At 59.5% G+C, this 14262-nt stretch carries 17 protein-coding genes; 6 read left to right on the top strand and 11 right to left on the bottom strand.

Features of this window, described 5'->3' with window-relative positions; translation table 11 throughout:
- Nucleotides 1-273, top strand: a 273-nt coding sequence (locus tag G560_RS0104685) for an ATP-binding protein (protein WP_022703150.1), incomplete at its 5' end; no start/stop codon positions are given.
- Nucleotides 274-458: 185 nt separating this feature from the next.
- Here G560_RS0104685 and pip read toward each other — a convergent pair.
- Nucleotides 459-1427 (bottom strand): prolyl aminopeptidase, encoded by a 969-nt coding sequence (gene pip, locus G560_RS0104695; RefSeq protein WP_022703152.1) that lies wholly within the window; start codon nt 1425-1427, stop codon nt 459-461.
- Between the two features lie 61 nt (nt 1428-1488).
- On the opposite strand from pip, the gene ubiG reads away from it, so the two are divergent.
- Complete coding sequence (gene ubiG / locus G560_RS0104700; protein WP_022703153.1) at nt 1489-2229, top strand: bifunctional 2-polyprenyl-6-hydroxyphenol methylase/3-demethylubiquinol 3-O-methyltransferase UbiG; 741 nt, start codon at nt 1489-1491, stop codon at nt 2227-2229.
- Nucleotides 2230-2331: 102 nt separating this feature from the next.
- The gene (locus G560_RS0104705) at nt 2332-2979 is read left to right on the top strand and encodes a 5-formyltetrahydrofolate cyclo-ligase (RefSeq protein ID WP_022703154.1); all 648 of its coding nucleotides are present in this window, start codon (nt 2332-2334) and stop codon (nt 2977-2979) included.
- A gap of 96 nt (nt 2980-3075) precedes the next feature.
- Here G560_RS0104705 and G560_RS0104710 read toward each other — a convergent pair whose 3' ends face one another.
- The 4 genes from G560_RS0104710 to G560_RS0104725 all read right to left on the bottom strand — a co-directional run bounded on the left by G560_RS0104710 (nt 3076) and on the right by G560_RS0104725 (nt 6082).
- Nucleotides 3076-3525 (bottom strand): DUF1178 family protein, encoded by a 450-nt coding sequence (locus G560_RS0104710; RefSeq protein WP_022703155.1) that lies wholly within the window; start codon nt 3523-3525, stop codon nt 3076-3078.
- Nucleotides 3526-3648: 123 nt separating this feature from the next.
- Nucleotides 3649-4137: an NUDIX hydrolase gene (locus tag G560_RS18575; protein WP_022703156.1), complete on the bottom strand. Its 489-nt coding sequence runs from the start codon at nt 4135-4137 to the stop codon at nt 3649-3651.
- 100 nt (nt 4138-4237) lie between these two features.
- Nucleotides 4238-4813 (bottom strand): DUF1190 domain-containing protein, encoded by a 576-nt coding sequence (locus tag G560_RS0104720; RefSeq protein ID WP_022703157.1) that lies wholly within the window; start codon nt 4811-4813, stop codon nt 4238-4240.
- A 42-nt stretch (nt 4814-4855) separates the two neighbouring features.
- Nucleotides 4856-6082, bottom strand: coding sequence for a glutathionylspermidine synthase family protein (locus G560_RS0104725; protein WP_022703158.1), 1227 nt, complete (start codon nt 6080-6082; stop codon nt 4856-4858).
- Nucleotides 6083-6210: 128 nt separating this feature from the next.
- Here G560_RS0104725 and thpR point away from each other — a divergent pair, with 128 nt between their 5' ends.
- Entirely contained in the window at nt 6211-6753 is a 543-nt protein-coding gene (gene thpR, locus G560_RS0104730) for an RNA 2',3'-cyclic phosphodiesterase (protein ID WP_022703159.1), read from the top strand.
- Here thpR and G560_RS0104735 read toward each other — a convergent pair.
- From G560_RS0104735 to G560_RS0104755, 5 genes are read right to left on the bottom strand one after another with little or no spacing between them, the layout of a single operon-like run.
- Nucleotides 6750-7517: a hydroxypyruvate isomerase family protein gene (locus G560_RS0104735; RefSeq protein WP_022703160.1), complete on the bottom strand. Its 768-nt coding sequence runs from the start codon at nt 7515-7517 to the stop codon at nt 6750-6752. The genes thpR and G560_RS0104735 overlap by 4 nt on opposite strands.
- A complete protein-coding gene (gene otnC / locus G560_RS0104740) occupies nt 7517-8167 on the bottom strand; it encodes a 3-oxo-tetronate 4-phosphate decarboxylase (RefSeq protein WP_022703161.1) in 651 nt (216 codons plus the stop codon). Before otnC ends, G560_RS0104735 begins: the two co-directional genes overlap by 1 nt.
- Entirely contained in the window at nt 8164-9420 is a 1257-nt protein-coding gene (otnK, locus tag G560_RS0104745) for a 3-oxo-tetronate kinase (protein WP_022703162.1), read from the bottom strand. The genes otnC and otnK overlap by 4 nt, the downstream gene beginning before the upstream one ends.
- Entirely contained in the window at nt 9417-10313 is an 897-nt protein-coding gene (gene ltnD / locus G560_RS0104750; protein WP_022703163.1) for an L-threonate dehydrogenase, read from the bottom strand. Before ltnD ends, otnK begins: the two co-directional genes overlap by 4 nt.
- Nucleotides 10310-11311 (bottom strand): aldose epimerase family protein, encoded by a 1002-nt coding sequence (locus tag G560_RS0104755; RefSeq protein ID WP_028913735.1) that lies wholly within the window; start codon nt 11309-11311, stop codon nt 10310-10312. Before G560_RS0104755 ends, ltnD begins: the two co-directional genes overlap by 4 nt.
- 181 nt (nt 11312-11492) lie before the next feature.
- Between G560_RS0104755 and G560_RS18580 the strand changes: the two genes are divergently transcribed.
- A complete protein-coding gene (locus G560_RS18580; RefSeq protein WP_022703165.1) occupies nt 11493-12218 on the top strand; it encodes a heparan-alpha-glucosaminide N-acetyltransferase in 726 nt (241 codons plus the stop codon).
- 4 nt (nt 12219-12222) lie between these two features.
- On the opposite strand, the gene G560_RS0104765 is transcribed toward G560_RS18580, so the two are convergent.
- Nucleotides 12223-12687, bottom strand: coding sequence for an Lrp/AsnC family transcriptional regulator (locus tag G560_RS0104765; RefSeq protein ID WP_022703166.1), 465 nt, complete (start codon nt 12685-12687; stop codon nt 12223-12225).
- Between the two features lie 105 nt (nt 12688-12792).
- Here G560_RS0104765 and G560_RS0104770 point away from each other — a divergent pair, with 105 nt between their 5' ends.
- Nucleotides 12793-14232, top strand: a complete 1440-nt coding sequence (locus G560_RS0104770) for an aminotransferase class V-fold PLP-dependent enzyme (protein ID WP_028913736.1) — start codon at nt 12793-12795, stop codon at nt 14230-14232.
- The last annotated feature ends 30 nt before the right edge of the window (nt 14233-14262 follow it).

Here is a 14262-nt window from a genome sequence, read left to right on the forward strand (position 1 = left end):
GGATACCTGCCGTTCAGTGCCTCTGGCGGTGCATTGCTCTTCCACCTTCTGAGCAAGCTGTATGAACGCACCAGCGTCATCATCACCACCAACCTGAGCTTCAGCGAATGGGCCAGCGTGTTCGGCGATGCCAAGATGACCACCGCACTGCTCGATCGTCTTACCCATCGCTGCCACATCCTCGAGACTGGCAATGACAGCTACCGCTTCAAGGCCAGCTCCGAAACAGCGAAGAAAAAGCGAAAGGAGGCAACAGCATTGACGCCATCATGACATAGAGAACATAACTAATGGGTGGGTCAAATCGCGGTGACAATGCCGGGTCAGTTCTCAGTGACAATCAACACTATTGGGTTACACAACAAAAGTCCCGTGTGTTCGCATTAAAATTTGGTTAATAAAAAACACAATATCATTCAATATCAATAGCTTATAAAAATGTCCGCGCGCGGTCATTTCTATGGTCGCAACCTGTCCATCACTTCAACCAAAGCCGCCGAAATCCCTGGCTCAGACAAGGCATGCCCCGCCATCGGAACCATATTCAGCCTCGCTTTTTTCCAACCTTGGGCCAGTTCAAAGGCCGCCACAGGGGGGCAAACCATATCAAACCGCCCCTGAACAATATCGGCCCCGATCCCCTCAATCCGGTGGCGGTTTTTCAAGATCCAGCGGTCCTCCTCTAAAAACCCCAGATTGACAAAATAATGGTTTTCCAGCCGCGAAAACGCGCGGGCATAATCGGATGGCCCCTCCCCCCCGATAAGGCTGGAATCGATGGTCGCAAGGGCGTTTTCCCAGTTGGCCCAAAGCCGCGCGAACCGCATTTCCTCGGCCAGATTCCCCGAAAATAACCGGCGGTGATAGGCCCCAATAATATCCCCCCGCTCGGCCTCTGGCAGGGCCGAAACGACCCGATCCCAAAGATCAGGAAAGAACCGCCCCGCCCCACCCCCGTAAAACCAATCCAGCTCGGCTCGGGTCATCGTAAAAACGCCCCTCAAGACCAAATGGGCCGTGTTTTCGGGGTGGGTAATCGCGTAAATCAGGGCCAAGGTCGCCCCCCAGCTGCCGCCAAAAAGGATGACCTTACCCAGTTTCAAATCGGCTCGGATCGCCTCCATATCGGCGACCAAATGCCAGGTCGTGTTTTCTTCAACGCTGGCATGGGGCTTTGATCGCCCGCAGCCTCTTTGGTCGAACAAAATGATCCGATAAACCGCGGGGTCAAAATAACGCCGCATCGCGGGGCTGCACCCACCCCCCGGCCCGCCGTGAACCACCAAAACAGGCACCCCATCGGGGCGGCCGCATTGCTCGACATAAATCTGATGCCCGCCGCCCACATCCATCATTTTCTGATGATATGGGTCCACCGGGGGGTATAAATACTGAGCTGCGCTCTTTTGGCCTGATCTATGGTCCATGATTGCCCTATATAGTCACCCAAGCCTGCCCGTCCCGGCAAGAAACTGCAAGGAGTGAGAGATGACTTTGAACACGATTGACCCCGCTGAGGTTGCAAAATTCGAGGCGATGGCGGCGGAATGGTGGGACCCTGCGGGAAAATTCAAGCCGCTTCATATGCTCAACCCCACCCGTCTGGATTATATCACGACTCAAATTGCCGCCGAATTTGACCGCGATTTAACCGCGCCCTTGCCGTTCAAAGGGCTACGGCTGCTGGATATTGGCTGCGGGGGGGGGTTGCTTTCGGAGCCGATGACGCGGCTTGGGGCAGACGTTTTGGGGGCGGATGCGGCGGCTCGGAATATTCCGGTGGCAAAACTTCATGCCGAACAGATGGGGCTGGAGATTGATTACAGGCATTGCGCGGCCGAAGATCTGGCGCGGGATGGCGAGGTTTTTGATGTGGTTTTGAATATGGAAGTGGTCGAACATGTGGCCGATCCGCAGGAATTTTTGACCGCCTGTCAGGGGCTTTTGAAACCGGGGGGATTGATGATTTGTTCGACGTTGAATCGCAATCCGAAAAGCTTTTTGATGGGGATTATCGGGGCGGAATGGGTGATGCGGTGGCTTCCGAAAGGGACACATGATTGGGCAAAATTTATCACCCCCGATGAACTGTTTTCGATGATTGAAAAGGCGGGTCTGAAACCGGTTGATAAAAAGGGCATGGTTTTCAATCCAATCAGCTGGAATTGGTTCTTGTCTGATCGCGATTTATCGGTGAATTATGTGACTGCAAGCGTGAAGACGGCCTGAATGTTCGCGCGCGGACATATTTGTAACTATTTGATACAAAACGATTTTATGCTTTTTGTTTACCAAATATTAATGCGTACACACAGCAGAAGGGGGCGCGGAATGACTGGCATCGACACCGCGGGCGATCCGCCGTGTATGGGGCATCTGATCGTGGCGGGGCATGCGATTGACCCGCAAACCTGGGCCGATGTGAAGGTGTTTCGCAAGGCCCAACGCGCGCGGCTTTATGGGCTGCGGGCGGCCCTGACCACGGCCCAGCGTGCCGAGGCGATAGAGACCATCAGCGCGCAATTGACGGCCTGTTTGGGCGATATTTCGGGCAAAACCATTGGGGGCTATTGGCCAATCAAGGGCGAGGTCAATCTGCGGCGGTGGATGGAGGAGTGTGTGGCGCGGGGGGCCACTGTCGGCCTGCCTGTGGTCACAGAAAAACAACATCCCGTCAGCTTTTACCGCTGGACGCCAAGCCATAAAATGACGCGCGGGTTTTGGGATATTCCGGTGCCCGCCGTGCCCGAGGTGCTGACGCCCGATATCGTGATTGTACCGCTGGTCGGCGGCGACACACGCGGGTTCCGGCTGGGCAATGGCGGCGGGTATTATGACCGGACGCTGGCGCTGCTGCCGAATGCGCGGCGGATCGGGGTGGGGCACAGCTTTGCCGCCATTGAAACGATCTTTCCGATGCCGTGGGACATTGCAATGCATGGGATCGTGCTGGGTGACGGAACGCAGCTTGAGTTCTGAAGATGTGGTTGGGCCAGAGTCGGGGTAAAACCCGACCTACGCAGTGCTGTGCCTGCTTCATGCAGGGATTTTGTGAAACGCGAAGTTGCGCACACTTTAATTCAGCTTGCGGGGCGGCAGGAAAGGCAAGGGCATGACGGGCACACCGTCTTCGACCAGCTTTTTCGCTTCGTCCAGCCGCGCCTCGCCGTGGATGGCGCGGGGTGGGGCTGTGCCTTCGTGCATTTTGCGGGCCTCGGCCACAAAGGATTTGCCGACATAATCGGAATTCGCCTCGACCTCGGCGCGCAGTTTGGCCAGCGCTTGTTCTTGGGGGTTTGCGGGGGTCGTTAGGGGGCTTTCGAGCGTGGGCAATTCTGGCACCGATGCGCCGGATTTGCGGGCCGGGGCCACGGCAGGGGCCATCAGGGTTTTGACGATTTGGGCGCTGCCACAAGATGGGCAGGTCACATGGCCTGCGGCCGCCAAGGCATCAAAGGCGGCAGCCGATTGGAACCAGCTGTCAAAGCTGTGATCGATGGCGCATTTGAGGGAATAGCGGATCATGTTGGGCCTTGGAAACGTTTGGGGTCGGCATTTGGGGTCGGGGCGGCAGAGACGGGGTGAACCCCGACCTACAGCGGTGTTGTTTTACCTATAGCGTTTGTGGCGCGACGCAAGGCCGTGATGCTAGCGTTTCTTGCGCTTTGCGATTGGCGGGTCGTAAGGGGGCAGCGTGGGGTTAAAGGCCGAAAGCATGGCCTTAAGCTCTGCCTCGGCCACTTTGCGGGCGGCATCCACGGGCGCGAACCACTTGCGCCGCCGCTGGCGCTGTTCGGGAAATTCGGGTGCAAACTTTGCCACCTGAAGGGGAAACACCTCAACAATACAGGGTTGTAGGATTTCTTTTTTGGTGTCCCGTTTCAGAACCTTGGTATAGGTGAAATGGCCCAGTTTTTCATCGGCAATCTGGCCTTTTACCCCCGCTTCTTCCCACGCCTCAATTTCGGCGGCTTGGGGGCCGGTGCGGCCCTTCATCGGCCAGCCTTTGGGAATGACCCAGCGGCCAGTTTCACGGCTGGAAATCAACAACACCTCAGCCCCTGCCTTGCCTGCGCGCCAACACAGCGCGCCGAATTGCGCGGCGGATTCAGTTTGCGGTTGGGCCGTGTTGGACATGATTTTTTTCGCTGCCTGTTATGCCGAGCCTGCCGGAATGGCGGCCAGTTTGTGGCTTATAGGTTAAGATATAGCGAAAAAGGGGCCGTTTTTCAAGGGGTCAGCTGCCGGTGCGGCCTGCGCCCGATGTGCCAAAGCCACCACGCGACATGGCCGTGGCGCGCGACATCGGCGGTTTGCCTGCTGTTGTGGCGGGGCGGGCGAATTGCGAGCTGCCCAATTTGGCCGAGCCGGAATTGTTGGAAAACGTGCTGGTGCCAGCCGCGTTGCTGAACGACCCTTTTCCGTTTTTGTAAAGCGGTTGGCTGGCAGCGGCTCCGCCCCGCCCACCCAGCATATTGCCGATCAGGTAGCCTGCAATAAGCGGCATAAAGATGCTGCCGGACCCACCTTGGGTGGCGGTCGCCTCGGACCCGCAATTGCCTTGGCCGTGCTGTTCTTCGCAGACCGCGATGCTTTCATAGCGGGGGGCGGATTCAACGTGGAGGGCGTTGGCTTCGGCAAAGGCGGCGTCGCAATCTTGGGCGGTGAAAGTGCCGCCGTTTTGGGCCTGCGCCGTGCAGCTTTGCAGATCGGGAAAGGCGGATGCGTCGATCTGTTCTTCCTGGCAGCCGGCAAGGGTAAAGGCGGCGGCCCCGAGGATCGTGATAGCGACGGTTTTGGAGCGTTTGATCATGGGGCGGGCCTTTTTGTCTGATTTCGGGCTGTTTAGCGCGATTTATGGCGTAATGAAATGCGGTTTAAAGCGCGACAGGTCTTGGGTGATGCGGGAACAGTCCTCGCGCACGCCCATTCCGGCGCAGGTTTGGCCCACGATCCACGCGCCGATGACGGGGCGAAAACCGTCGAATTGCGGGAGAGGGGCGTAGGATTGGACGATGCGGGGATGTTCGGAATAGGTGGTGTTGGTCGAGGATTCGATGATTTTGCCGTGTTTGTAGATGGAGACCGACGCCCCTTCACGCGACAGGATGGGTTTGCGGACATGGGCAGCGGACAGCTGCACCGAGGCGCGGGCAAAGGCGTTTGCGACATGCGGGGCGGCGGGGCCGTGGCCGTTGATGGCGTCTGCGATGTCGGATTCAAAGAATGCGGGGAGGAGGTTGGGGTGGCCTTCGAACATCTGCCACAGCACGGGCAGCAGGCCTTTGTTCGACAAGACCGCCTTCCACGCCGGTTCAAGGAACAGACAGCCCGAGGGGGCGATGTGAGCGGCGAAATCGTCGCGCAGCAGATCCTCCCACGGGTAGAGTTTGAACAGGGTGCCGATGACGCGGTCCTGGTCATCAAGGAACTGGCCTTCGTCGCTGACGGCAAGTTTTTCCAGATCGCAGTAATGCGCGCCAAGGCCCGCTTCGCGGGCGGCCCAAGCCATTGCCTCGACCGTGGCGTAATCTTCGGGGGTGTCGGCGGTGGCGGTGAAATGGATGTCGGTTTCGGGGGCGAAAAGGGCGGCAAAGCGGGCGACGAGTGCTTCGTGCAGGCCGTTGAACTGATCGCTGTCAGGGGCGAGGATGCCTGCGGATAGCTGATCCTCGAGCCACTGCCATTGAAAGGATGCGGATTCGTAGAGGGATGTGGGCGTATCGGCGTTGTACTCCAGCAGCTTGGCGGGGCCAGTCCCATCATAGGCCAAATCAAAACGGCCATAAATCTCGGGTTCACCCCTGCGCCAGCTTTGCGCCACAAGGTCGCGGTGGGTTTGGGGAATGGCCAAACGGTCCATCAATTCCTCGGACGCGACAATATGGGCTACCGCCTCGCGGCACATGGAATGAAGTTCGGTTGAGGGATCTTCGATATCGTCCTCGACTTGCCGCAGCGAAAAGGCATAGGCCGAGGTTTCATCCCAATAGGGTTCGCCGTGCATATCGGCAAAGGTAAACCCCACCTCTTGCGCGTGGTCGCGCCAGTGGGGCCGTTCGGGCAGGGATATCTTTTTCATACGGCACCTTTTTGGGACATGACCTGTATTTAGGGCGTGGGGCGGCAAGGCACCAGTGCGGGACGGGTTCTTTTATCACGCAGATGGATTTGTTAGGAACAGGGGCGGCGGAAAATGGGAGGGGTGGAATGCGGGTCTTTGTAGCGCTGGATATACCAAGCGATGTGGAAAGCCAGCTGGTCGTGCAGCAATTCCTGATGCCCATCCCGCGCAAGGTGGACCGCGCGCAGTTTCACCTAACCTTGGGCTTTTTGGACGAGATGGATGACACCGCGCTGGAGGCGTTGCACGAGGGGCTGATGGCGTTGCGCATGGCCCCGTTTGACGTGGCGCTGGCGGGGTTCGGGATTTTCGGCAAGGCCAAACCACATTCGGTTTGGGCCGCCGTGGTGCCATCCGAACCCTTGGCGCGCTTGCAGGCCAAAGTTGAACGGGTGGCGCGCGAAGCGGGCGCGGACGTGCCGGCCCGCCGCTTTGTGCCGCATATCACGCTGGGCCGTTTTCCCGCCATGCGCCCCGAGGATGCCGCGCGGCTGGAACTGGCTGTGATAAACGGTGCGGGGTTTCGCGCGGGGCCGTGGGAGGTGACGGAAATGGTGCTGTACCAATCGACGCTAACGCCGGACGGGCCGCGCTATGACGCGTTGATGCAGTATGACTTGGTCAGTTAAAGGGTTTTGAGCCAGCCCAAGGTCGCATCGGTATCGCCGCGCGGTTTGTATTCGGCACCAAGGGGGGCAGTGTAGCCAAGGTTTTGGATATGCGCGAAGATATGGGGGTAATTTACCTCGCCATGATCGGGGGCGCCACGGTCGGGGACCGATGCGAATTGGATATGCCCGATGATCGGCAACAGGTTGGACAGGCGGTGCGTCAGGTCGCCTTGCGTCAGTTGGACATGGTAACAATCGAACATCAGTTTCAGGTTGGGTGCGCCGAGTTCCGCGATGATTGCCTGTGCCTGATCCGTGCTGGACAGAAAATAACCGGGGGCATCATAAGGGTTCAGCGGTTCGATCAGGATGGTTATGCCGTGCGGGGCGGCCTGTGTGCAGGCATAGCGCAGGTTTTCGGCAAAGGTTTGCGCGGCGTGATCGCCTGCCGCAAAGCCTGCCATGACGTGAATATTGGGCGTGCGGGTGGCGCGGGCATAGGTGATGGCTTGGTCAATCGCGGCGCGGGCATCATCGGTGCGGTTCGGCAGTGCAGACAGGCCGTTTTCCCCCTTGGTCGTGTCGCCGCGTGTGGTGTTCAGGCCCAACATGTGCAGGCCCGTTTCCGCTAAGGCGGATGCGACATCGGCGGCGGGGGTGGCATAGGGCCAATGGCATTCGACCGCGTCAAAGCCTGCCTTGTGCGCGGCGCGAATGGCATCGGGTAGGGATTTTTCGGTCCATAGGAACCCGAGGTTGGCCGAGAATTTTGTCTTTTGCATCACGCGTCCCAGTCCACGTTAAATTTGGTGACAAGGTTTTGGACCTGATCGGGCGTCAGCATCTTGGCATCATAGCCGCGCATCAACATGGCAAGGCGGGCGGTGTCCTCCAGTTCTTCGATCGCGTTGCAGGCGGCCTCGATATCCTTGCCAGCGACCACGGGGCCGTGGTTGGCCAGCATGACGGCGCTGCGTTTGCCCGCAAGGCCGCGCACGGCATCGCCCATCGCGGGGTCGCCGGGCATGTAAAAGGGGAGGAGTTTGACGCGGCCCAGTTTCATGATCGCATAAGGGGTCATGGGCGGCAGAAAATTGTCGGGGTCCACATCGGGCATCATTGACCATGCAACGGAATGGCAGGAATGCAGGTGGACGACCGCGCCTGTCGTACTGCGCGTGCCATAAAACGCGGAATGCAGGGGCATTTCCTTGGTCGGTTGGTCGCCCGAGATATGGCGGCCCGTGGCATCGAAGCGGCTGAGGCGGGCGGGGTCCAAGCGGCCAAAGCTGATGCCTGTGGGGCTGACCAAAAGGCCACCATCAGGGGTGCGGGCCGAGATATTGCCCGTGGACCCACCTGTAAGGCCACGGTCGAACATGGATTTTGCCAGCGTGCAGATAAGGTCGCGGAGTTTGGACTCTTCTGTCATTTCAGCGCCTTTAGGGCATCGGCGAAAAAGGTTTCCGCGCCAAAATTGCCCGATTTAAGGGTGATCGCGATAGTCTGGCCTGCGCTGGTGGCAAAGCACCACGGTACGCCGGGGGCAATTTCGGTGCCGATGGTCAGGCGGTCCACACCAAGCGCCTGGGTCACAGCGCCCGAGGTTTCGCCGCCTGCGACGACAAAGCGGTGGGCACCAAGGTTGCGGGCGGCGATTGCCAGTTGTGACAGTGCGTGTTCGACGATTTCGCCTGCCGCTGCGGTGCCAAGTTTGGCTTGGGTCGCGCGGACGGCATCGGGTTCGGCGGTGGCATAGATCAGGGGGGCATGGGTCAAGTCTTGGGTTGCCAGCCATGCAAGCGCGGTTTTGGGGCCGTTTTCGGCAAGGTCAACCGGGTCCAACCCGTGTTTTGGGCCGGAGTAGGCGGCGACTTGGGCGCGGGTCATGGCGGAACAACTGCCCGACAGCAGGATGGTTTCTGTGGAAAGGTCTGGGGCTGTGGCGCGGGGGGCATCGGCGGCCAGCGTGCCATTCGCCGCATAAAGCGCAGGCAGCGGCATGGCCACGGCGCTGCCTCCGGTCATCAGGGGCATATCGCGGCAGGCGCTCGCGATGGTGTAAAGATCATCATTGGCCACGGCGTCAACGATGACATGCGCCACGCCTTGTGTAGCCAGTTCGGACAGTTTGGCGCGCAAGGCATCGGCCCCTTTGGCGACGGTCAAGCGATTGGCAAGGCCCACGGGTTTGGTGGTTTGCGGGGCCAGCAGGCGCATCAGGTTGCTGTCGCGCATGGGGGTCAGCGGGTGGTCGCGCATGGGGGATTCCGCCAGCGGGGTTTCGCCGACGAACAGATTGCCCATGAAAATAGAGCGGCCATTTTCGGGGAAGGCGGGGCAATAGATGGTTTGATGGGTGTTCAGGTCGCGCATCAACGCCTCGGCCACAGAGCCGATGTTGCCTGTCGCGGTGCTGTCGAAAGTAGAGCAGTATTTCCAGAAAAACCGTTTTGCACCCGCCGCTTGCAGCCATTTCAGGGCGGCACGGGCTTGGGCAATCGCCTCCTCGACTGGGGCGGTGCGGGATTTCAGCGCGATCACTTCGAACGCGGCGGTGTCGGTTGGTGGGGCGTCAGGGATGCCGATGCGCAAGTTTACCTTTACGCCCGACCGCGCGAGCAGGCCCGCAAGGTCGGTGGCCCCTGTGAAATCATCGGCGATGCAGCCTAGAACGGTTTTCATGCGTCACCTGGCAGTTTAAGGCTCGCGTTGCGGGCGTAGACTTTGGCGACGGCGGCGTCATCCTCATGGCCCAACCCCTGCCCTGCGGCGGCAAGAAATTGCTGCATGGCGGCGGCGGTGATGGGGGCGGCAAATTTCGCATCGCGGGCGATGTCGAGGACGATCCCAAGATCTTTGGGCCAGATATTGACCGAAGAATGCGGGGTATAATCGCCCGCCACAATGTGCGGCGCGCGGTTTTCCAGCATCCACGAGGTGCCGGCGCATTTCGAGATCACCTCGAGGAATTTATCGGGGCTGACACCTTGGGTCATGCCAAAGGTCATCGCCTCGGCCATCGCGGCGATATGCACGCCTGCAAGGAGTTGGTTGACCGCTTTCATGGCCGAGCCTGCGCCTGCGCTATTGCCGAGTTCGAACACGGTCTCGGACGTGGCCCTGAGCACGGGTGCTGCGGCGGCAAAGGCGGCGGGGGTGCCCGAGGCCATGACCGAGAGTTTGCCATTGGCCGCCTTGGCCGAGCCACCGGAAATGGGAGCATCAAGGTAGTGCAGGCCAAGGGCTGTGCAGCGGGCCGCCATATCACGGGCAAAGGCGGGGGGGACGGTGGCGCAAGCGATGACGACCGCGCCTTTGGGCATAAGGGAGGCCACGCCTTGCGGCCCGAACAACACGGTTTCGGTTTGGGCGGCATTAAGGACCACTACGACAACGGCATCAAGGCTGGGGGCGATGTCAGGCAATGCGCCTTGTGCGCCGCCTTCGGCCATGAAACGGGCGGATTGTGCGGGGTTTACGTCATAGCCATAGGTGGCGTGACCCGCCCGCAGGATCGAAGCGGCAATGCCGTAGCCCATAGAGCCAAGGCCGATAACGGCGGTTTTCAGGGTCATGGGGCGGTCCTTGCAAAGACGAATTGGCTATGTTGAGTGTAGGTTTTATCAGGGTTGAGAACGGGCTGTGCCCAGTCGGGGTGATTGATGGCATCGGGCCAAAGCTGGGGCTCTATTGCGATGCCCGCATAAGGGCCATAGGTTTGGCCGCCCAAGCCCGCGACTGGCACATTCATCCGCGCGGCATCATAGATTTGCAGGCCGGGTTGGTCGGTGTTGATGCGCATGGTGATTGCATCAGCCGCAAGCGTGGCCACGAGGCGCAGGGGTTCGGGGCTATGCGATAGGCAGAAATTATGGTCGATCGCGGCGGCATCGCAGGCATTGGCAAGCGGCACGGGCCTGCGAAAATCGAACGGCGTGCCAGTGACATCTGCGATTTGGCCTGTGGGGATGAGGCCTGCATCGACTGGCAAATAATGGTCAGCGTTGATCTGCAACTGATGCGACAGAATATCGGCGCCGCCGAGGTTGAAATAGCTGTGATGGGCAAGGTTGCACAGGGTTGGCGCATCACTGGTGGCCGACATTTGCAGGTCCAACACGCCGTCTTGTTGCAGGCTGATTGTCAGGGAGATGTGCAGGGCGGCGGGATAGCCCGTGTCACCATCGAGCGAGGTCAGGGTTAGGGTGACGCTGTGATCGGTATGGTCCGCAATGGTCCAAATTTGGTGGGAAATACCGCCCCTGCCCCCATGCAAATGGTTGGGGCCGTTGTTGCAGTCAAGCTGATGGGGCTGACCGTTCAGGGTAAAGCGGCCCGCCGCAATCCGGTTGGCGCAAGGGCCAACCGTGGCACCGAAATAACCGGGGTGGTCGATGTAGGGCGCAAAGGTTTCGAACCCGAGGACAAGCGGTTGGGCGTGCCCATCGAGCCGCAGGTCGCGTAATATAGCGCCATAGGTCAGCACCTGCGCCGAAAGACCGCCACCGCGCAAGGTGATTTGGTCAACGCTGCGACCATCGGGTGTTTTACCAAAGGGTAGGATTTGGGCCATTTGGCTGCCTTGAATTATGGGGCAGATGCCCGAAAATACGTTGCCGCATCTTTGCGCGGCGGTGCGAAAATGGCAAGCTGCTTTGGTATACCAAAAATGGCCATACATATTTTGGGGTGGCTTTTTGATCGGGGTGGTCTATGCCCATACCAAACCGCAGCGATGTTGGGATAAGTGGGCAATGGCAAAGACACAATATACACTGCCCCGCATTTTGTGGCTGGATATTGCGCGCAGTTTGGCGGTGCTGGGGATGGTGATTTACCATTTCACCTTTGATCTGGCGATGTTCGGATTTATCGCACCTTATGTGCCGGTATCGGGGTTTTGGGCGGTATTTGCTCGGGCCGTTGCGGGCAGTTTTTTGCTGTTGGCAGGGTTTAGCCTTGTCTTGATGCATGGGCAGAGGATTGCATGGCCACGATTTTGGCGGCGGCTTGCGATTGTTGTGGGGGCGGCCTTGCTGATTACCCTGACCACATGGGTGGTGATGCCGACGCAGTTCATATTCTTTGGGATTTTGCATTCGATCGCGCTGTGTTCGCTGTTGGGGCTGGCATTCTTGCGGCTGCCGTGGGCGGTGACGCTGTTGGTGGCGGTGGTGTTTTTGGTGGTGCCGCAGGTGTACCGCGATGTGGCCTTTAATACGCCTGTGCTGTTGTGGGTCGGCTTGGCCCCCGATTTCCCCCCCACGATGGATTATGAGCCCGTGTTCCCGTGGTTCGGGGCGTTCTTGCTAGGCGTAGTTTTTGCGCGGGTGATGCTGGCGCGGGGGGCCTTGCCGCAGGTGGTGCCGTCAGCGCTGCTGTCGCGGCTGACATGGCCGGGCCGGCATTCACTGGTGATTTATCTGGTGCATCAGCCTGTTTTGATCGGGCTGTTCAACCTGTATGTCTGGTTTCGTTAATTGGCTAAACGGGCAGATCGCGGGCATCGGCAATCGCCTCCATCGTGATGTAGGATGTGACGGTTTCCAATTCGACCTTGGCGGTCAGGCGTTGGTAGATCTGGTCAAAGGCGTTCATATCCTCGGCCACGATTTTCAGCATGTAATCGTAATCGCCCGCGATGCGGTAAAAGTCGATCACATGGGGGATGTTCATCACCTCACGCCGGAAAACTGCAAGCCAGTCCTTGCTGTGATGGCGGGTGCGGACCATGACAAAAACGGTTAGGCCTAGGCCCAGTTGTGGCGCGTTCAGGCGGAGGGTTTGGCCCGCGATCAGGCCACTTTCTTGCAAGATTTTAAGGCGGCGCCAGCAGGCGTTTTGCGACAGGCCCACGGTTTCGGCCAGTTCGCGCTGCGATTGACTGGCGTCGCGTTGCAGAGCGCGCAGAATGGCGCGGTCTATTTGATCTAAGGATTCGGGTTTCATTTGGTCATTTGACCCAATTTCATACGTTCAATCAATGGTAAAAGGTGGAGTTTACCCCGTTTGGTTAAAGGTATGATCGGGAATACCCTGATTTGGAGATGCCCGATGCCCACCGCCCTTGACGATTTTGCCGCCAGCCTTGCCACCCCCGATGTGATTGCGCAGTTGCGCGCGGGCGTGATTGGGGAAGGGGCCGAATTTGACGGGCCGTTTGGAGTTCAAAAGCTGGTCTATGCCGATTATGTGGCGTCTGGTCGGGCGTTGCGGCAGGTAGAAAGTTTTGTAATGGAACAGGTGTTGCCGTTCTATGCCAACAGCCACACCGAGGCGTCATATTGCGGGGGAATGATGACGCGGATGCGGCGTGAGGCGCGAGGTGTGATTGCGCGCGAATGCGGCGCGGATGACGGGTTTGCCACGGTGTTTGCAGGTGCGGGCGCTACGGCGGGGTTGAACCGTTTGGTGCATTTGCTGGGCGTGCCCGAGGCTGTGGCGCGGGGCGAAAACCCGCTGGTGTTGATCGGGCCGTATGAGCATCATTCCAACATTTTGCCATGGCGCGAAAGTGGGGCCGAGGTAGTGGAGATTGACGAGGCTCTGGGCGGCGGGCCAGATATGGCGGTGCTGGAGGCGGCTTTGATTGCTGCGCAGGGGCGGCGGGTTATTGGCGCGTTTTCGGCTGCGTCGAATGTGACGGGGATTGTGACCGATGCGGATGCGGTGACGCGGGTGCTGAAACGCTACGGCGCGCTGGCGGTGTGGGATTATGCGGGCGGGGCACCGTATTTGGCCATTGATATGCAGGCGGGAACGGATGCCGAGAAGGACGCGGTTGTGCTGTCGGCGCATAAGTTTCTGGGCGGACCGGGTGCTTCGGGCGTGATGATCGTGCGCAAGGGGGCGGTATGTTCAAAGCGCATGTCTCAGCCCGGTGGTGGGACAGTGCGGTTCGTGTCGCCCACGGGCCATGATTTCAGTAGTGATATTGCCACGCGAGAGGAGGCAGGGACGCCGAATGTGGTGGGCGATATTCGCGCAGCTTTGGTGTTTATCGTCAAGGCGGCGATCGGGCAGGCGCGGATGGACGCGCGGCATGCCGAATTGCAGGCACGGGCGCGGGCGGTGTGGCAGGGCAATTCGAATATTCAGTTGATGGGAAATATGGACGCGCAGGCGCTGCCGATATTTTCGTTCCGCGTGCGGGATGCCGCAAAAGGCGGGTATTTGCATCATCAGCTGTTCACGCGGCTGTTGTCGGATGCGCATGGCATTCAGGCGCGGGGTGGCTGTGCCTGTGCCGGGCCTTATGCGCATCGGCTGTTGGGGATTGGGGCGGCGGAGTCCGAGGGTCTTCGCGCGGCAATTTTGCGCGGCGAAGAAATGGAAAAGCCAGGCTGGACCCGGTTGAACCTGTCGGTGTTGATGGATGATGCCAAGGTTGATCTGGTGATTGCGGCGGTGGACGGTTTGGCGCGCAATCCCTATCCGATGGCGGATGTGTATTGCTGCGAGGCGGCAACGGCGCGGTTTCGGCCAGCGGCGTGATGGGGTGAACCGCCGGAGACGGGCTGTAGG

This window comes from Pseudorhodobacter ferrugineus DSM 5888 (genome assembly GCF_000420745.1).
GTDB lineage: Bacteria > Pseudomonadota > Alphaproteobacteria > Rhodobacterales > Rhodobacteraceae > Pseudorhodobacter > Pseudorhodobacter ferrugineus.